Origin of the sequence: Bradyrhizobium sp. IAR9 (assembly GCF_013408065.1) — a bacterium.
In the GTDB taxonomy this organism is placed as follows: Bacteria; Pseudomonadota; Alphaproteobacteria; order Rhizobiales; family Xanthobacteraceae; genus Bradyrhizobium.
Window position 1 is genome coordinate 177,217 of the sequence record NZ_JACBZW010000012.1, and the last position, 19,103, is coordinate 196,319.

Here is a 19,103-nt window from a genome sequence, read left to right on the forward strand (position 1 = left end):
GCGGTTACTCCGCGGCCTCGGCCGGCGCAATGCGCCGCGACTGGCGCGCCTGGGCGTCATAGGCCTTCTGCCAGTCGGACGGGCCGTTCGAGGGCGAGACCTCGACCGCCGTCACCTTGTATTCGGGGCAGTTGGTCGCCCAGTCCGAATAGTCGGTCGTGATGACGTTGGCCTGCGTGTCCGGATGGTGGAAGGTGGTGTAGACGACGCCGGGCGCCACGCGATCGGTGATCTCCGCACGCAGCGTGGTCTCGCCGGCGCGGCTCTTCAGCCGCACCCAGTCGCCGTCGCGCACGCCGCGCTGTTCGGCATCGTGCGGATGAATCTCCAACCGGTCCTCGGCGTGCCAGACCACGTTGTCGGTGCGCCTTGTCTGCGCGCCGACATTGTACTGGCTGAGGATGCGGCCGGTCGTGAGCAGCAGCGGATAACGCGGACCGGTGCGCTCGTCGGTCGCGATATATTCAGTGACGACGAACTTGCCCTTGCCGCGGACGAAGCCGTCGATATGCATCACCGGCGTGCCTTCGGGTGCCTTCTCGTTGCAGGGCCACTGCACCGAGCCGAGCTCGTCGAGCTTGGCGTAGGAGACGCCGGAGAAGGTCGGCGTCAGCGCCGCGATCTCGTCCATGATCTCGGAAGGATGGCTGTAGTTCATCTCGAAACCCATCGCCTTGGCAAGGCCGATGGTGACCTCCCAATCGGCCATGCCGTTCTTCGGGGTCATCACCTTGCGCACGCGCTGGATGCGGCGCTCAGCGTTGGTGAAGGTGCCGTCCTTCTCGAGGAAGCTCGAGCCGGGCAGGAAGACATGGGCGTAGTTCGCGGTCTCGTTGAGGAAGAGGTCGTGGACGATGACGCATTCCATCGCGGACAGTGCAGCCACCACGTGCTTGGTGTTGGGATCGGACTGCAGAATGTCCTCGCCCTGCACGTAGATCCCCATGAAGGTGCCCTCGACCGCGGCATCGAACATGTTGGGAATGCGCAGGCCCGGCTCGGGGTTGAGCTTGACGTTCCACAGCGCCTCGAACTGATCGCGCACTGCGTCGCCGGAGATGTGGCGATAGCCGGGCAGCTCGTGCGGGAACGAGCCCATGTCGCAAGAGCCCTGCACGTTGTTCTGACCGCGTAGCGGGTTCACGCCGACGCCGGGACGGCCGATATTGCCCGTGACCATCGCAAGGTTCGCGATCGCGATCACGGTGGTCGAGCCCTGGCTGTGCTCGGTGACGCCGAGGCCGTAATAGATCGCGCCGTTGCCGCCGGTGGCGTAGGTGCGGGCGGCTTCGCGCAGATCCTTCGGATTGACGCCGGTGAGGATGGCGGTGGCTTCCGGGCTGTTCTTGGGCTGCGCGACAAAGGCCGCCCATTCCTCGAACTCGCTCCAGTCGCAACGCTCGCGCACGAAGGCTTCGTTGACGAGGCCCTCGGTGACGATGACATGCGCCAGCGCGGTCATGACTGCGACGTTGGTGCCGGGCATCAGGGGCAGGTGCAGCGCCTTCACATGCGGCGATTCCACCATCTCGGTGCGGCGCGGATCGATCACGATCAGCTTGGCACCCTGGCGCAGCCGCTTCTTCAGGCGGGACGCGAACACCGGATGAGCGGAGGCCGGATTGGCACCGATCACAAGGACGACGTCGGTGTCCTCGACCGAGTCGAAATCCTGCGTGCCTGCGGAAGTGCCGAAGGTGGTGGCAAGGCCATAGCCGGTCGGCGAGTGGCAGACGCGGGCGCAGGTGTCGACATTGTTGTTGCCGAAGCCGGCGCGGATCAGCTTCTGCACCAGATAGGTCTCTTCATTGGTGCAGCGGGACGAGGTAATGCCGCCGATGGCATCGCGGCCGTATGTCTTCTGGATGCCGCGCATCTTGGCGGCCGCGAACGAGAACGCCTCGTCCCAGGACACTTCGCGCCAGGGATCCTCGATCCGTTCGCGGATCATCGGATTGAGGATGCGTTCGCCGTGGTTGGTGTAGCCCCAGGCGAAGCGGCCCTTGACGCAGGAATGGCCGCGATTGGCCTTGCCGTCCTTGTACGGCACCATGCGCACGACTTCCTCGCCGCGCATCTCGGCCTTGAAGGTGCAGCCGACGCCGCAATAGGCGCAGGTGGTGACGACGGAGTGCTCGGGCTGGCCGATTTCGATCACCGACTTTTCGGTCAGCGTTGCGGTCGGGCAGGCCTGCACGCAGGCGCCGCAGGAGACGCATTCCGAGCCGAGGAAGCTTTCGCTCATGCCCGGCGAGACGCGGCTGTCGAAGCCTCGGCCGGAGATGGTCAGCGCGAAGGTGCCTTGCACCTCCTCGCAAGCGCGGACGCAGCGCGAGCAGACGATGCACTTGGAGGGATCATAGGTGAAATAGGGATTGGATTCGTCCTTCGGCATCCAATGGTCGTTGTCGCAGCCGTGGCTCTTGCCAGGTGTCTTGGCGAAGACGTGGTTTTCGCCCTCATAGCCGTAGCGCACGTCGCGTAGGCCCACGGCGCCGGCCATGTCCTGCAACTCGCAATCGCCATTGGCACCGCAGGTGAGGCAATCGAGCGGATGGTCGGAGATGTAGAGCTCCATCACGCCCTTGCGAAGCTTCTTCAGCCGCTCGCTCTGGGTATGGACGACGAGGCCGGGCATCACCGGCGTGGTGCAGGACGCCGGCGTGCCGGCGCGGCCCTCGATCTCGACGAGGCAGAGACGGCAGGAGCCGAACGCGTCGACCATGTCGGTGGCGCAGAGTTTTGGGATCTGGTGGCCCGCGTCCATCGCGGCCCGCATGATCGAAGTGCCCTCGGGCACCGTGACCTCATTGCCGTCGATGGTCAGCGTTACCATCGTTTCCGATTTGGAAGCCGGCGTGCCGAAGTCGATTTCTTCGATCAGAGACATTGTCGTTCTCCTATTCCGCGGCCTGAAGCGTGGTCGGTGCCGGAATGAAATCCTCCCGGAAGTGCTTCAATGCGCTGAGCACGGGGTAGGGCGTGAAGCCGCCGAGTGCGCAGAGCGAGCCGAATTTCATGGTGTTGCAGAGGTCTTCGACCAGCGCGAGATTTTCGCTGACGCGCTCACCGTTGATGATCTTCTCGATGGTCTCGACGCCGCGGGTCGAGCCGATCCGGCAGGGCGTGCACTTGCCGCAGGATTCGACGGCGCAGAACTCCATTGCGAAGCGCGCTTGCCTGCGCATGTCGACGCTGTCGTCGAACACGACGATGCCGCCATGGCCGATCAGGCCGTCGCGCGCGGCGAAGGCCTCGTAGTCGAACGGCGTGTCGAACAGGGCACGGGGGAAATAGGCCCCTAACGGCCCGCCGACCTGCACGGCGCGGACCGGCCGGCCCGTGAACGTGCCGCCGCCGATGTCGTCGACGAGCTCGCCAAGCGTCACGCCGAACGCGGTTTCATACAGCCCGCCATAGCGGATGTTGCCGGCGAGCTGGATCGGCATCGTGCCGCGCGAGCGGCCCATGCCGAAATCCGCATAGGCATTGGCACCCTCGGCGAGGATGAAGGGGACGGCCGCGAACGACAGCACGTTATTGATGACGGTCGGCTTGCCGAACAGGCCGTGATGCGCCGGCAGCGGCGGCTTGGCGCGCACGATGCCGCGGCGGCCTTCGAGGCTCTCCAGCAGCGAAGTTTCCTCGCCGCAGACGTAAGCACCGGCGCCGACCCGGACTTCGAGGTCGAAGCTGTGGGTGGATCCGCCGATCTTGTCGCCGAGATAACCGCCGCGCTTGGCAGCCCGGATCGCAGCGTTCATCGCTTCGACCGCATGCGGATATTCGCTGCGGATGTAGATGTAGCCCTTGGTCGCGCCGACGGTGATGCCGGCGATGGTCATGCCCTCGATCACCAGGAAGGGATCGCCTTCCATGATCATGCGGTCGGCGAAAGTGCCGCTGTCGCCTTCGTCGGCGTTACAGACGATGAACTTGCGGTCGGCCTTGGCCTGCGTGACCGTCTTCCATTTGATGCCGGTCGGGAAGCCGGCGCCACCGCGGCCGCGCAGGCCCGAGGCCGTGACTTCGTTGAGGATCGCATCCGAGCCGAGTGACAGCGCGCACTCCAGCCCCTTGTAGCCGCCATGGGCGCGGTAGTCGTCGAGCGAACGCGGGTCGATCACGCCGCAACGGGCGAAGGTGAGGCGGGTCTGGCGCTTCAACCAGGGAATCTCGTCGGTCGCCCCCAACCGCAGCAGATGTGGCGTGTTGCTCGCGAGCGCGTCGAGCAGGGAGGGCACATCGGCTTCAGTAACCGGGCCGAAAGCGATCCGGCCCTGTGGCGTCGCCACCTCGACCAGCGGCTCCAGCCAGTACATGCCGCGCGAGCCCGTCCTGACGATCTCGACTGCAATGCCGCGCCCGGCTGCTGCCTGCTCAAGCGCCAGCGCAACCTGATCAGCACCAACGGCGATCGCGCCGGCGTCGCGTGAGACGAACAGACGCAAGCTCATCGCTGTGCCTCCACAATCAACGCATCGAGGCGCTTCTGATCGAGCCTGCCGATGAGGCGGCCGTCGAGCATTGCGGACGGGGCGGTGGCGCACAGGCCGAGGCAGTAGATCGGCTCCAGCGTGACACGATCGTCGGCCGTCGTGTTGCCGAGCGACACGCCGAGTTTTGCTTCGGCGCGCGCCGCCAAGGCATCGCCGCCCGCGGCCTGGCAGGCCTCCGCGCGGCAGAGCTTCAGCACGTGGCGGCCGGCCGGCTTGTGGCGGAAATCATGATAGAACGTGAATACGCCGTGGACTTCGGCGCGCGACAGGTTGAGCGCCTGCGCGACCATGGGAATGGCGGCCTCCGGCACGTAGCCGAACGCCTCCTGCAGCGCGTGTAGGATGACCAGCGTCGCGCCCTCCTGGTTGGCGTGCTCGGCGATGATTTCGGCGCCGCGCGTCTCATTCCAAGGCTCAAAAACCGCTGTCATTCTTCGTTCTCAACCAGAGCGTTTCCTTAGGCGCAAACTAGTTGGAATCATTCGAAGATCAATAAAGCTGTCCCGTGCTGCGATTGCGAATTCGGATCGATTTGCAACCGCAATCGACCGATACGAATTGGTAATGGAAGTTGGATCGGATGCCGGTTTTTGCGTGTTGGCGCAGGCCCGGCGTGCTAGCTTGCATGCCACGATGGAATTCGAGGGGACGGCCGGTTGATCGACAAACTTGAACTATTGCTGGCGCTGGCGAAGGAGCGGCATTTCGGACGCGCGGCGGAGGTCTGCGGCGTGACGCAACCGACGATGTCGACCGGGCTCAAGCAGCTCGAGGAGATTCTCGGCGTGATGCTGGTGCAGCGCGGCTCCCGTTTCCAGGGGTTCACCCCGGAAGGCGAGCGGGCGCTCGACTGGGCGCGGCGGATCGTCGGCGATGCCCGCGCGATGCGTGACGAGATCAACGGGCTGAAGCATCAGCTCTCCGGCGAGATCCGCATCGCGGCGATACCGACCGTGCTCGGCATGGTGGCCGCGCTGACGACGCCGTTTCGCGCAAGGCATCCCGAGGTGCGTTTCAGCATCCGCTCAACGACCTCATCGGAGGTGCTGGGATTGCTCGAAAATCTCGAGGTCGATGCGGGGCTGACCTATATCGAGAACGAGCCGATCGGCAAGGTGCGGACCATTCCGCTCTACAACGAGAGCTATCGTTTGCTGACGTCGCCGGACGGAATGTTCGGCGATCGCGAGACGGTGACCTGGAAGGAGGTCGGGCAGGTGCCGCTATGCTTGCTGACGCCCGACATGCAGAACCGCCGCATCATCGACCGCGCGCTGCGTTCGGTCGGCGCGGAGGCGACGCCGACGCTGACCTCGAACTCGTTGCTGGTGCTGTTCACGCATGTGAAGACGGGGCGCTGGGCGAGCGTGATGCCGGCCAAGCTTGCCGAGACGCTCGGCCTGTCCGACACGGTGCGCTCGATCCCGATCACCGATCCCGACGTCAATTACAGCATCGGCATGGTGATCCCGCAGCGCGATCCGATGACGCCGCTGATCGCAGCGCTGGTCAATGTCGCGCGGGAAGTCGCGCCGTCGCTGCAGCTGTAGGGATCACGCCGCCGCCGAAATCCCGGACGCCGCCTTGATCGCGTCGCGCGGCAGGGTCACGCGGACGACGGTGCCGACCTCGATCTTGGAGCGCAGCCGCATCGAGCCGCCGTGGAGCTGCGCCAGCGAGCGGGCGATCGCAAGGCCGAGGCCCGAGCCGTGATAGGTCTTGGTGAGCTGGCTCTCCACCTGCTCGAACGGGCGGCCGAGCCGCGCCAGCGAATGCGGCGCGATGCCGATGCCGGTGTCGGCGATCATCAGCACGATCCGGTCGTCGAGTTGCCGGCTGCGCACCACGACGCGTCCGCCGTCCGGCGTGAATTTCACGGCGTTGGAGAGCAGGTTGACGATGATCTGCTTGGTGGCGCGGCGGTCGGCGACGACGGAGATGGATTTTGCGATGTCGGCATCTAACGTGATGTGCTTGTCCTGGGCCCGGCCGGTGACGACCCGTAAGGATTCCGCCAGCGTCCGCGACAGGTCGAGCTCTTCCATGTCGAGCTTCATGCGGCCCGCCTCGATCTTGGACATGTCGAGGATGTCGTTGATGACCTCGAGCAGATAGTGGCCGCTGGTCAGGATGTCCTGGCAGTATTCCTGGTACTTTTCGCTGCCGAGCTCGCCGAACATGCCCGAGCCCATGATCTCGGAGAAGCCGATGATGGCGTTGAGCGGCGTGCGCAGCTCGTGGCTCATATTGGCGAGGAATTTCGACTTGGTCTGGTTGGCTTCCTCGGCGCGGGTCTTCTCGCGCTGGTACTTCTCGGCGAGGTCGGCAAGCTCGACCGCCTGGCGCTCCAGGGCCGCCTGCGAGCGCTTCAGGTCGATGACGGTGGCGCGCAGGCGCAGATCGTTGTCGACCAGCTTCTGCTCGTGCTCCTTGATGCGGGTGATGTCGGTGCCGACCGAGACGTAGCCGCCGTCCTTGGTGCGGCGCTCGCTGATGTGCAGCCAGCTGCCGTCGTCGAGCTGCGCCTCGAAGGTGCGCGCGCCGGGGCCTTGGGCAGCGGTCTCGTTGTGGCGGGTGCGCACCTCCGGCATGCGGCCGACCTCGAGCACGGTCTCGTAGGAGGTGCCCGGAATGACGGCGGTGTCGGGCAGCTTGTGCAGGCGCTGGAAGTGCGAGTTGCAGAGCACGAGGCGGTCGCTCGCGTCCCACAGCACGAAGGCTTCCGGGATGGTCTCGATCGCGTCGCGCAGGCGAAGGTCGGCTTCCACGGTCCTCTCGGCAAGGCTCTTCTGCTCGGTGATGTCGACGGCGATCCCGATCAGGTGCACGCTGGAATCGGTCGCCCCGCGCGTCTTCTCGCAGCGGACGCGGAGCCAGATCCAGTGGCCGTCGACATGCTGCATCCGGAAGGTCTGGTCGATGTGGTCGATCTTCTCGGAGATGAGCTGGTCGGCGATCGCGAACAGGTCGATGTCGTCGGACTTCACCAGCGCGTTGACCTCGCCGAAGGTGAGGAGCTCGTTGCGGCCGTCGAGGCCCAGCATCGAGAACATCGACTGCGACCAGAAGATCCGGCCGCGCGACAGGTCCCAGTCCCACAGTCCGCAACGGCCGCGGTTGAGCGCGGTGTCGATCCGGCCGCGCACGGCGTCGTTGATGAGGTCGCCTTCGCGGGCGCGGGTGGACTGCCAGTGGAAGGCGAAGCCCAGGATCAGGACGACGAATCCGGTGGTCGCCGACAGCGTCACCGAGAGCGCGGCGTCCGAGCCCCAGATCGGCTCGTTGCGCTCCTGGATCACGGTGACGAAGCCGGGCAGCGACTTGATCTGCCGCGAGGTCGCCATCGCGGCGTTGCCGCTCGGCAGCGTCATGTCGGAGACGTTGCCGTCGCGTGTCGGCGCCGCGAGCAATTGTGCTGTCGTGATGGCATCGAGCAGGCGGTCGTTACCGGAAGGGTCGCTGTCGACCGGGACGCGGGCGAGGAGACGGCGATCGACGCCGGCCGAGGTGACGATGACGTGGCGGCCCGAGGCCGTGCCCCAGGACGGGATCATATCCGGCAACAGCGCCGGCAGGCTCTCGATGTTCTTGAGCCGCTCCTGACGGGCGGAGGTCAGGCGGTCGATGCGTTCGGCGAGCAGGTCGGCCAGCGCCGAGATGTCGTGCCGGATCACCAGCCGCTTCTGACGCGTCTGATCGACGACCTGCACGAAGGCGCCGAGGCAGATCGTGATCAGGAACGCGATGATGAGCGTCGGCACGGCGCGACGAAGCGCCGGCTCTGCAATCAAGAGCCGATGATAGGCAGGTTTCGCGATCGATTGCGCCAATCCCTTGATCGAATCGGATTGGACGCACGCGTTCGCGGCGTCTGCACGCGACATGCCTTCGGCCCCCTAAAAACCTAGCTTGCAACTGAAGTTCGGAGGCAGCCCCACATCGCTTCCGAATCACAGCGATTTGAATCCAGTTTTCGCGGGGTGTCGAGAGTCAATGAATCGTTAACGCGAAATTATTCTTATCCCACGCGCAGTTTGCGCATCGCGCGTCCGCAAACGCACGGGCGCGAGGAGTCCGAAACGAGAACGTGTGACTCCTCGCACGCTCTCCGTCACGCACGCGGCGGTTCGGCGTGGCTGATCACGCGCTTCACGCTCGGGAACGCGCGCCGCAGCGCGCGCTCGATGGCGTCGACGTGCTCGTGCACCTTGATCACGCTCATCGACGGCGCGGCGCGGCAGTGGAAATTGACGATCTCGCCGGCGTCGGTGTTGCGGACGCGCACATTATGGATGTCGTGGATCTCGCCGCCAGCGGCATATTCGGTCAGCGCGGCGGCGATGGCCTGGACGCGTTCCGGCGCGGCATCGACCCCGAACGGCAGTTCCGGTTCCAGCGGCTCGATGTGGACGTCGACCTCGACGTCCTCGCCGAACTCCTCCTGGATGTTGCGCTCCAGCGTGTTGGCGACGTCGTGGGCGGCCTCTAACTGCATCCCGGCGTCGACCTCGAGGTCGATGCTGACGATCAGCTTGGCGCCGAGATCGTGCACCGTGACGTGGTGGACGGCGAGGCCCGAATTGCGCGCGATCACCATGATGCGGTCGCGCACGGTCTCGTTGTCGCGTGCGACGGGAACGGCGGTGAAGGAGAGGTCGGTGTCGCCGAATGCCTTGGCGACGGCGGCTTGCGCGTTGTGCTTGATGTCCTCGACGCGGTCGATCGGATAGGTCCGCGGCACCTTGACGATGGTGTCGATGAACGTGGTCGCCCCGACCATGCGCACCCGCAGTCGCTCCACGTCGATCACGCCCGGAACGCTTCGGATCGCGGCCGTAGCCTTCTCCTGCGCGCCCTCCGGGGCGCGGTCGACCAGCGTCTGCACGGTCGAGCCGGCCATGCGCAGGCCGAGCGCTGCGATCATCACGGCGACCGCGGCGGCCGCCGCGGCGTCGCCCCACCAGAAGCCGAGGGCGGCGAGGATCAGGCCGATGATCACGGCGAACGAGCCCATCACGTCGGAGGCGAAATGCAGCGCGTCGGCCGCGAGCGCCTGGCTCCTGGTCTCCCGCGCAGCGCGATGCAGGGCGCGGGCGCGCCAGAGATTGACGACGATGTCGATCACCAGCACGACGAACGGCACGGCAGAAATGGTCGGCGGCGGGGTTCCCTCGCGCAGCCGGCTGTAGGCCTCGACCAGGATGCCGCCGGCGAGCACGTAGAGCAGCGCTGTGACGCCGAGCGCCGAGACGCTCTCCAGCTTGCCGTGGCCGTAATGGTGCTCCTCGTCGGCCGGCTTGTCCGACACCCGCACCACCGCCCAGGTGATGATGGTCGCGACCAGGTCGATCGAGGAGTGCAGCGCCTCGGAGATCAGCGCGAGCGAGCCGATCGCGATGCCGACCACGAACTTGGCCGCCGCCATGCCGCCGCTGGCGAAGATCGAGATCGCGGCGACCGAGGTTTTGTTGTGCTGGGAGGTCATGGCGGGGATTTAGCAGCCCGGGGGTGAACATCAAGCGGCGATCCACAGCTGTTGTCGCTAGTGATTTGCAGGAGCGATCCGCGTCTTGCTCCGGCCTCCTAGGGTGGGCAAAGGCGCGTTGGCGCCGTGCCCACCATTCGTCCGTGATGGATACAGATCGTGGGCACGCTTCGCTTTGCCCACCCTATGGGACCGCTGTCGGCGCTCTACGGCACCGTCACCACGATCTTCCCCAAATGCTTGTTCGCCTCCATGTGCTCGAACGCCTGGTCGATGTCGTCGAATGCGAACACCCGGTCGATCGGCAGCTGCAGTTTTCGCGACTCCACCGCGCCCCAGATGTCCTTCCTGACCTCCTCGAAGATCTCGCGGACCTCCTCGATGGTGCGGGTGCGGAAGGTGACGCCGACATAGTCGATGCGGCGCGCGGCGTGCAGGTCGAAGTTGAAATCGGCATGGGTGCCGAGCCGGCCGACATTGACGATGCGGCCCTTCACTTTGGTCGCCGCAAGGTTCTGGCTCGCGACCTTGCCCGAGACCTGGTCGACGATGAGGTCGACGCCTTCACCGTTCGTCGCCTTCAGCACCTCGTCGACCCATTTCGGATCGGAGCTGTCGACGGCGAGGTCGGCGCCGTGCTCCTTCAGCCGGCCGCGGCGCGTGGCGTCGGTCGACGAGCCGATCACGAGCTTTGCGCCCTTGAGTTTTGCAATCTGCATCGCCATCAGGCCGACACCGGAGCTGGCGCCTTGGATCAGCACGCTCTGGCCCGCCTGCACGCCACCGACGGTGACGACGGCGTTGTGCATGGTCGCGAGCGCGACGGGCAGGGTGGCGGCTTCCTCGAAGTTCATGTTCGAGGGCGCGCGGAACAGCCGGCCGTGATCGGCCAGTGTGTACTCGGCAAATGCCGCGCCGCCCGAGCCCATGATGCGGTCGCCGATCTTGACGCCCTTGGCATCCGGACCGAGCTCGGCGACCTCGCCGGCCCATTCCATGCCGAGCACGGTGCCGGCGCCGCCGGCCGCGCCGTGGGCGTGCCCCTTGCGCATACCGGTGTCGGCGCGGTTGAGCCCGCAGGCACGGACGCGCACCAGCACCTGCGTGCCTTTCGGCTTTGGTTGAGCGACGTCGGAAATCCTAGCGCCCTCAGGGCCGTAGACGTAAGCCTTCATGGATTGCTCTCGCTTCTTGCGGTGATCATTCCGCGGCTTCGCGTTGCGGCTGAACGATCATGCCCTCGAGCCGGCTACGGATGATCGCTTCCGCCTCGCGCACGATGCGGGAGATGAGCTCGGCGCAGGTCGGGATGTCCTGGATCAGGCCCTGCACCTGGCCGGCCGACCAGATGCCTTCGTCGGAATTCCCAGTCGCGTAGACCATCTTGCCGCGGGCACCGGCGACGAGCTCGCGGATGTCCTCGAACTTGGCGCCTTCCTTCTCCATCGCGACGACCTTGGTCGAGATCTCGTTCTTGGCGACGCGCGAGGTGTTGCGCATGGTGCGGAAGATCAGCTCGGTCTCGCGCTCGTCATTGGCGACGATTTTCTCCTTGATGAGCTGGTGGATCGGGCTTTCCCTGGTCGCCATGAACCGCGTGCCCATGTTGATGCCGTCGGCGCCCAGCGCCAGCGCGGCGACGAGGCCGCGGGCGTCGGCAAAGCCGCCCGAGGCGATCATCGGGATCTTGATCCTGTTGGCGGCGACGGGGATCAGGATCAGGCCGGGCGTGTCATCCTCGCCGGGATGGCCGGCGCATTCGAAGCCGTCGATCGAGATGGCGTCAACGCCCATGCGTTCGGCCGAGAGCGCGTGGCGGACGCTGGTGCATTTGTGCACGACCTTGACGCCGTGCTTCCTGAACTCGTCGACGTGCTCCTGCGGCTTGTTGCCGGCGGTCTCGACCACCTTGATCCCGGCCTCGATGATGGCGGCGCGGTATTCGGCATAAGGCGGCGGCTTGATCGCGGGCAGGATGGTGAGGTTGACGCCGAACGGCTTGTCGGTGAGGTCGCGGCAGCGCGCGATCTCCTTGGTTAGATCCTCCGGCGTCGGCTGGGTCAGCGCCGTGATGAAGCCGAGCGCGCCGGCATTGGCGACCGCGGCGACCAGCTCGGCGCGGCCGACCCATTGCATGCCGCCCTGGACGATCGGGTGCTCGACGCCGACGAGTTTCGTGAACCGTGTCTGCAACATGATGTGTTTCCCCTGATATGGCCCGCAGGCTCTGTTGTCGGTTGATGGCGCAAGGATGCCGCCCGGGTCGGGAAATGTCTATTGCGCGGGCGTGCGGTGGGGGCGGGGCTTTCATGCGGGCGGTGGGGATGATTCCGCGGGGCGGATAATTTTGTTCCGTCATCCCCGCGCAACCGCGAAGCGGTTGTCGCTGGAGGTGCGAGCTGCACGGTGCGAAGCAAGGTGCAGCAAGCCTCGAAGGATGAGTGGCCACGCTGCTAAAGCCGGGCTGTCGCCCTTCGAGGCTTGCTCGGTGGCGCGATGCGCCCCTGAGCGCGCACCTCAGGGTGACGATTATAGATTTGGACCCGCGGCAATAAGCAGTTTGTGCTCATCGCAGACACACCTTCGCGCTCTCGCGGCATCTGCGCCCGAGCTTTGCTTCGTCGCGTTGCCCTCATGAAAGACAAGGGCGCAGGGAAGGCCGGGCGCCGGCTGGCACCCGTAAGTCCGTGCGCGAAAAAGATGCACACGGGGTGGACCACAGGTGAGCCGAACGCCCGGCCTTCCCTGCGCGATGGTTTACGGCGTACTTCGTGCTCTCCCCGGGGAGCGATGCACTATTGCCCCCGTCGCCTTGCGGATGACTGATGCGCGCACCGGTTGGCCGCCACATCACCGCAGGACTTGACGCACAGACCCCGGGCGTCAGGACCACACGACTTGACCGTCCGCGCACGTCTTCGCATGTCGCTTCGAGTGCTGGCGCGTGCTCACGCCCGAAGCCATGCGAAGACGCTGTCGGCGCCGTGTCGTATGCGCGAAGCGCTTTGCTCACGGTTTCCCGCCCTGCAATGCTGCTCGCGCCCGACGCCGTCGCGTCCATCGCACCCCGGCCCGCGGTTCGTGACGATCGCGATCCGCCCCTTGTCTCGGGCCAGGGTGGCTTGTGTGTACGACAAATCCGAATTTCGGTAAAGTGGAATATTTTGGCGGGTGAGGCTTGACAGGCGGGGTGGAGAAATTGGCAGGGTGTTTTGCCCGACGGGCGAGGGTGCTCCGAACGTGCCGGAGCGCTATGCGCACCGCTGCGTCAACCACCGTCATTGCGAGCGCAGCGACTTGTCCGCCGAAGCCTTTGGCGAAGGCGGAAGCAATCCAGAATCCCTCCGCGGAAACACTCTGGATTGCTTCGTCGCAAGGGCTTGCCTCGCAATGACGCCGGAGGTGACGGCGGCGGTTCGTAGCCCGGATGGAGCGTAGCGCAATCCGGGGCCTGTGCGACAAGCGAAGGCGGTCCCGGATTTCGCTTTCGCTCCATCCGGGCTACGAGGCCGCCGCTACAGGGCAGCTACTCCGCCGACAACCGCACCATCTGGCGGCCGCCGTTCATGTCCTTCAGGCTGTTGACGAAGTTTTCCGGGCGCTGCCAGCGATACGGGACCTTCAGGCCCATGAACTCGGCGATGTCGCCGATGAAGCCGGTGCAATTGGTGGTCTCGGCGTTCCAGACCGGCGAACTCGCCTGCAGTTTCTTGATATAGGCGAACACGCGCTTGGCGTCGGCCTCGTTCAGATAGACCCGGTAGCTCGCGGTCAGATATTCCGGATCGAGATCGCCGTAGCTTGCACCGGTCTCCGACGGCACGAAGGTGATGTGGCCGAGCACGTAAGCCAGCGTGTCGCCGGCGGGCGTGAGGCCTGCGACCTCGACCGCCTTCTCGCTGGACTTGCCGTACCAGACGAAGGCGTGGCCCCAGCTCGCGGCCGTGCGGGCGCGGAAGTCGACGTAATAGGGACCTTTCTCCACGCGCGCGACGGAGCGCCGCGCCGCTTGCGGCTGAGGCCGCGATGTGGAGTCGGTCGTGGCAAGCGCGTTGGCGTCAGCAACGCGCTTGTTCGCTTCGTGGGCCGAGGCCGAGGGCGTCGTACACGCGATCATGGCCGCGAGGGCGAACCCCGCAAGGATGCAGGGTCCCGATCGATCAGGTTTGTTCGTCACGCTGTGCCCCTCGACTGTCAGCCGCTTACGCTAGTCTTGCTTGCGTTTCAGTAACGCGCAGCGACCGGGCCGGGCGCCTTGCCGATCGGGGCCTTTCCAACCGGGCTCTTGCCAATCGGCATCTTGCCGATCGGCGCCTGCTCGGCCGGATAGACCGGCACGGGCTGGCGGCGCGGCAGATCCGCAGCGTTCGCAGCCGTCACCAGAGCAAGCGTGGCACCCAGAGCAATTACAATCTTCTTCACAGCGATACCCCTAGAAGGTTTGGTCCAAACACGGCAGTGCCGTGCCCCCCAGACACGCCTCACAGAAGGGCGGCCGAATGCGACCAAGTTGCGGCGCGCGCGGGACATGTTGGCGGCATATCTCTGACGCGCACAGATGTGATGTGTCTGGATGTTTCGGAGTGCTGCTGTCAGTCCTACGCGGCAACTCACCCGATCCGGTTGAGGCTATTCCTGATCGTCGAGAAGATGCCGCCGATGTCCTTGCGCAAGGCATCGAGCGCGTTGAAATTGTCGAAGATGCGGGCGAGGCGGTCTTCGACCTCGCGCTTGCTCTTGGTGAGCGCGTCGACGCGCGAGGCGAGGGTGACGTCGCCGTTCGCCTCGATCTCGCCGACGGTTTTGGCGAGGAGGTCGCGGGTGCTGCCGACCTCCGCGATCAGGGCCTCGATGCCGAACACCGGCGCCTTCAGCGGGACGAGGTCGGCCTGCGATTTCGACAGCTCCGCCTTGAAGGCGTTCAGCGTCGCCAGCGTCTCCTGCAGGGCGCCGAGGCGCTGGCGCGACTGCAGGACGAAATCGTTCAGCGCGTTCTGCCGGTCGGCAAGGGTCTTGCCGTCGGGGTCGGTCTCGACGTCGGCGAGCGAGCGTTCGAGCTGGGCCTGGCGCTGGCCGAGCTCTTCGAAGTCGAGCCGGATGCTTTTGAGAATGCTGAAGCTGTCGTCGATGCGGGCGAGGCGCTGCTCGATCTCGATCTTGTTCTTAGACAGCGTCTCGACGCGCGTGGGAAGCGGCGTCTCGCCGCCGGTCTCGAGCTCGTCGATGGTCTTGGCAAGGCGCTCGTGGCCGAGGCTGAGCTCGCCGATCAGGGCGTTGATGCCGGCGTCGGTTGACCGCAGCGGCACCAGCTCCGCGTGGGATTTGGCCAGATCCTCCTTGTACTGGTTGAGGGTCGCAAATGTCTCCTGGACGCTGTTCACCCGTCCTAGAAGCGCCGCCACGTCGCGCGCGATGTCCCTTTGCCGGTCGGCAAGGTTGTTCTTGCGATCGTCGGTCTCGAGATCGTGCAGGGAGCGTTCGAGCTGATTCTGGCGGTCGCGGATCTCGGTGAAGACCGGCTCGACCGCGCGGCGCTGCTCGGCGATTTTGCCGACCATGTCGCGCAGGTGCTGCTGGCGACTGCGGATTTCGGCGAGCTGGTCGTGCATGTCGGTGGATTGGTTGCGCCCCTGCTGGAGCAGCGTGCGCTGCTCGGTCTCGCCCAGCTTGTCGTGGAGCGCGGAGACCGCCTCCCTCGGGTCGCTCTCGATCAAATGCTGGACGGTGGCGTCGAGATGGTTTTGCAGGGCGTGGGCGACGACGACGTCCTCGCGGGTTTTCTTGAGCCGGTCACGCAGCGTCTTCAGGCTGCGGTCCTGGCGCGACAGCCGCCAGGCTGAAGCGCCGATCAGGGCCAGGGCGAGGGCGGGGAAGACTCCGGTCGCGACGCGTTGCGGCACCGGCAGGCCCGCGAACCAGGCGGGCAGGTGACTGAAGTCGTGACCGAGCGCCTGCTGGGCGAAGACCGCGACGATGGCCAACAGGCCGAACCAGGCAACCAGGAAAAACAGCCACATCGTGAATTCCACACGCCGGCGCACATTTTCGCCATGATTGCCAAGAGCGGAACCGAGCGCAAGGGGCGGGGAGGCTTGTAGGCTGTTTCGGGCGGCGTGATCCACGGCTGGTTGCGTTGGGCCTATGGGTGGAGGCGGCGCGGGGAGTGCCGGGTTTTCCCGGATAGACGTTCCCCACACGCGTCATGCCCGGGCTTGTTCCGCCTGCGCGGCCGAAGCCGCTTCGGCGCGGCGAAGGCCCGGCCAACCTGTCAGTGATGTGTCCGAACAGGTGTCAGCCATGTCCCCGGACTCTAAACAACAAACGCGGCCATGACGGAGCGAGCAGCATTAGTAGCCCGCATGAGCGGAGCGACATGGGAGACCATGCGAAGAATCGTCCCGGATGTCGCTTGGCTCATCCGGACTGCGGCGCCGTGCGCGCTATCATTTCCCGAGGAAGTTCGAGCGCATCTTGTCGGCGAACCAGACCGCGAAGATCGCACCGAACGCGAGAGCAAAGTACAGAGCTGTCCACAAAAGTGCATTACCTGCATTCGTCATGGCATCCTCCCTGGCGTCAGAAATTGACTGCCGGGAAGGATAAGGCGGTCGTGCTGGCGCGATTTGCGCCGGATCAATTTTGCCGCGCTGCAGCGAGAATAAGTGAGTAGCCCGCACGAGCGTAGCGCATGCGGGACCAAGCGAAGAGCCGTCCCGGATGTTGCTGCGCTCATCCGGACTACGGGACGGTGTTCGCGGCTACAGCCGAAACTCGTTGGTGAGCTCGCCGATGCCGTCGATCGCGACGGTGACGGTGTTGACCGGCTCCTTCATCACGCCGACGCCGACCGAGGTGCCGACGGCGATGAGGTCGCCGGGGAGCAGGGTCATGTCGTGGGAGATCTTGCTGACCAGCTGCTGCGCCGAGAAGATCATGTCGGAGATCGGGTAGTTTTGCCGCTCCGCGCCGTTGAGGATGGTGCGGACGGTCAGCTTGGCCGGATCGAGGCCGGTTGCGATGACGGGACCGAACGGGCCGTAATCGTCGATGCCCTTGGCGCGGGCCCATTGCGGGAAGGTAGGGTCGCTGGTCAGGATGTCGTTGGCGGTGATGTCGTTGACGCAGGTATAGCCGAAGATGAAGCTGTTGGCTTCGCTGGGGGAGACACGCGCGCAGGTCTTGCCGATGACGATGCCGAGCTCGCCTTCATAGGTGGTCTTGCCGTCGTAATAGGAGGGACGGCGGATCACGGCGCCCGGCGTCGTGATGGTGGTGGTGGCCTTGAGCAGATAAAGCGGCTCCGGCGGCTCGGGCTGGTTCAGCTTGGCGGCGAGCGCGTGGAAATTATTCCAGAGCGCGACGATCTTGCTGGGCGCGCAAGGCGCCAGCAGCTCGACCTCCGACAGTGCCAGGATCTTGCCGGTGGCGGTGTTGCGGCCGAACATCTCGCCCTCGTGCACGCTGATGCCCGATGGCGTCAGCGTGCCGAAACCGGTCGCGCCATTATTCCGGAAGCGCAGCCACTGCTTCATCTCGCCCGCCATCACGCCACCGCCAGTGCGCGGGGATCTGACGGCGTCGAGACGCCGTCATAGAGGCCGGCGATGCGGGCGCGCTGGGTCACCATCGCCAGCACCGAATCGAGCGCGGGCGTCGCGATGCCGGTGAGGCGGCCCATCTCCTGCACCACGGTGACGAGCGGGTCGATCTCCATCGGGCGGCCGCGCTCGAGATCTTGCAGCATCGAGGTCTTGTGCGCGCCGACCTTGCGGGCACCCTCGATGCGGCGCTCGACGTCGACGCGGAATTTGACACCGAAGGTCTCGGCGATCGCTTGTGTCTCCACCATGATCGCGCGCGACAGCGCACGGGTAGACGGATCGGTGCAGATCACGTCGAGCGTTGCATGGGTCAACGCGCTGATCGGGTTGAAGCAGACATTGCCCCACAGCTTGAGCCAGATCTCGTCGCGGATGCGGTCGAGCACCGGCGCCTTCAGCCCGGCCGCGACGAACAGATCGGCGAGGCGCTGCACGTCGCTAGTGATCTCGCCGGAGGGCTCGCCGAGCGGGAAGTTGTTGCCGTAGACGTGGCGGATCACGCCGGGCGCCTCGATCTCGGTGGCGGGATAGACGATGCAGCCGATGGCGCGCTCGGCGCCGATCTCGCGCCACTGCCGCCCGCCGGGGTCGATGCTCTCCAGCGTCGAATTCTCGTATTGGCCGCCGTGCTTGTAGAAGTACCAATAGGGGATGCCGTTGACGGCGGTGACGATGCGGGTGTGCGGCCCGAGCAGCGGCTGCATCTTCTCGATCACGCCGGTGATGGAATGGGCCTTCAGCGTGATGATGATGTAGTCCTGCACCCCGAGCTCGGCGGGATCGTCGGTGCAGCGCGGATGCACGGTGTGCTTCTCCTCGCCCGCGAGCAGCGTCAGGCCGCGCTCGCGCATTGCGGCAAGGTGCGCGCCGCGCGCGATGAGGCTGACATCGGCGCCTGCGCGCGCAAGCTGAACCCCGAGATATCCGCCGATTGCGCCGGCGCCGTAGATGCAGATCTTCATGAAATCCTCGCGGGAGACCGGAATTTTGGGACGAAAGATCCGGTCCGGCTCGAACGCGTCCGAGCCGGCCGGTAGTCACAGGGGAAGAGTGCGTCGCTTCAGGCTGCCGCTTGCGGCTTGCCGTTGATGGCCTCGTCCATGGCAGCTGCGATGTCGCGCATGCTGATGACGGAGACGAGGCTGTAATCGTCGATGACAGGCAAATGGCGGATGTGATGCCGGTTCATCAGATGCCGGACCTGCTCGATCGTATCGCTGGAGCTGCAGGACACCAGCTGCTGCACCGAGACGAGCTGCGAGACCTTGACGTTGACGGCGTTCGCGCCGTGCTCGGCGACGGCGCGCACCACGTCGCGCTCGGTGAACATGCCGACGGCGGTATTGCCCTCGGAGCGGACCACGTCCTTGACCACGAGAGCGCTGATGTTGTTGGCGCGCATCAGCTTGGCGGCGATACCCACCGTTTCGTTCATCCGCACCGTGACAACGCGCGGCGTCTTCTTGCGCAGAATGTCTCCGACCAGCATTGCAACCTCCCTAGGTGAATGTTGCGAGA

Annotated in this window: 14 protein-coding genes; 1 reads left to right on the top strand and 13 read right to left on the bottom strand. The window is 65.5% G+C overall.

All coding sequences use genetic code 11. The annotated features are described in order from the left end of the window. Positions 1-4: 4 nt before the first annotated feature. From fdhF to GGD67_RS28105, 3 genes are read right to left on the bottom strand one after another with little or no spacing between them, the layout of a single operon-like run. Positions 5-2,890: a formate dehydrogenase subunit alpha gene (fdhF, locus tag GGD67_RS28095; RefSeq protein WP_179737438.1), complete on the bottom strand. Its 2,886-nt coding sequence runs from the start codon at positions 2,888-2,890 to the stop codon at positions 5-7. Positions 2,891-2,900: 10 nt separating this feature from the next. Beyond that, positions 2,901-4,457 (bottom strand): NADH-quinone oxidoreductase subunit NuoF, encoded by a 1,557-nt coding sequence (locus GGD67_RS28100; protein WP_179737440.1) that lies wholly within the window; start codon positions 4,455-4,457, stop codon positions 2,901-2,903. Continuing rightward, complete coding sequence (locus GGD67_RS28105; RefSeq protein WP_018315838.1) at positions 4,454-4,930, bottom strand: formate dehydrogenase subunit gamma; 477 nt, start codon at positions 4,928-4,930, stop codon at positions 4,454-4,456. Before GGD67_RS28105 ends, GGD67_RS28100 begins: the two co-directional genes overlap by 4 nt. Before the next feature lie 225 nt (positions 4,931-5,155). Here GGD67_RS28105 and GGD67_RS28110 point away from each other — a divergent pair, with 225 nt between their 5' ends. Further along, positions 5,156-6,049, top strand: coding sequence for a LysR family transcriptional regulator (locus tag GGD67_RS28110; protein WP_018315839.1), 894 nt, complete (start codon positions 5,156-5,158; stop codon positions 6,047-6,049). A 3-nt stretch (positions 6,050-6,052) separates the two neighbouring features. Here GGD67_RS28110 and GGD67_RS28115 read toward each other — a convergent pair whose 3' ends face one another. From GGD67_RS28115 to GGD67_RS28160, 10 genes are all read right to left on the bottom strand, one after another. Further along, the gene (locus GGD67_RS28115; RefSeq protein ID WP_092256462.1) at positions 6,053-8,383 is read right to left on the bottom strand and encodes a PAS domain-containing sensor histidine kinase; all 2,331 of its coding nucleotides are present in this window, start codon (positions 8,381-8,383) and stop codon (positions 6,053-6,055) included. 227 nt (positions 8,384-8,610) lie between these two features. Beyond that, positions 8,611-9,984, bottom strand: coding sequence for a cation-efflux pump (locus tag GGD67_RS28120; protein ID WP_018315841.1), 1,374 nt, complete (start codon positions 9,982-9,984; stop codon positions 8,611-8,613). A gap of 206 nt (positions 9,985-10,190) precedes the next feature. Further along, positions 10,191-11,159, bottom strand: a complete 969-nt coding sequence (locus GGD67_RS28125) for a zinc-binding dehydrogenase (RefSeq protein WP_179737441.1) — start codon at positions 11,157-11,159, stop codon at positions 10,191-10,193. A gap of 25 nt (positions 11,160-11,184) precedes the next feature. Beyond that, entirely contained in the window at positions 11,185-12,180 is a 996-nt protein-coding gene (locus GGD67_RS28130; RefSeq protein ID WP_179737442.1) for a nitronate monooxygenase family protein, read from the bottom strand. 1,330 nt (positions 12,181-13,510) lie between these two features. After that, positions 13,511-14,161 (bottom strand): hypothetical protein, encoded by a 651-nt coding sequence (locus GGD67_RS28135; protein WP_179737443.1) that lies wholly within the window; start codon positions 14,159-14,161, stop codon positions 13,511-13,513. A 47-nt stretch (positions 14,162-14,208) separates the two neighbouring features. After that, complete coding sequence (locus tag GGD67_RS28140; RefSeq protein ID WP_018315845.1) at positions 14,209-14,406, bottom strand: hypothetical protein; 198 nt, start codon at positions 14,404-14,406, stop codon at positions 14,209-14,211. A gap of 188 nt (positions 14,407-14,594) precedes the next feature. Continuing rightward, the gene (locus GGD67_RS28145; protein WP_179737444.1) at positions 14,595-16,001 is read right to left on the bottom strand and encodes a hypothetical protein; all 1,407 of its coding nucleotides are present in this window, start codon (positions 15,999-16,001) and stop codon (positions 14,595-14,597) included. Positions 16,002-16,742: 741 nt separating this feature from the next. Then, positions 16,743-17,516, bottom strand: coding sequence for a fumarylacetoacetate hydrolase family protein (locus GGD67_RS28150; protein ID WP_049814768.1), 774 nt, complete (start codon positions 17,514-17,516; stop codon positions 16,743-16,745). Positions 17,517-17,527: 11 nt separating this feature from the next. Next, positions 17,528-18,547 carry a 2-dehydropantoate 2-reductase gene (locus tag GGD67_RS28155; protein ID WP_179737445.1) on the bottom strand — a complete coding sequence of 340 codons (1,020 nt, stop codon included), beginning with the start codon at positions 18,545-18,547 and terminating at the stop codon, positions 17,528-17,530. Between the two features lie 98 nt (positions 18,548-18,645). Further along, positions 18,646-19,074 carry a CBS domain-containing protein gene (locus tag GGD67_RS28160; protein WP_018315849.1) on the bottom strand — a complete coding sequence of 143 codons (429 nt, stop codon included), beginning with the start codon at positions 19,072-19,074 and terminating at the stop codon, positions 18,646-18,648. Between the last annotated feature and the right edge of the window lie 29 nt (positions 19,075-19,103).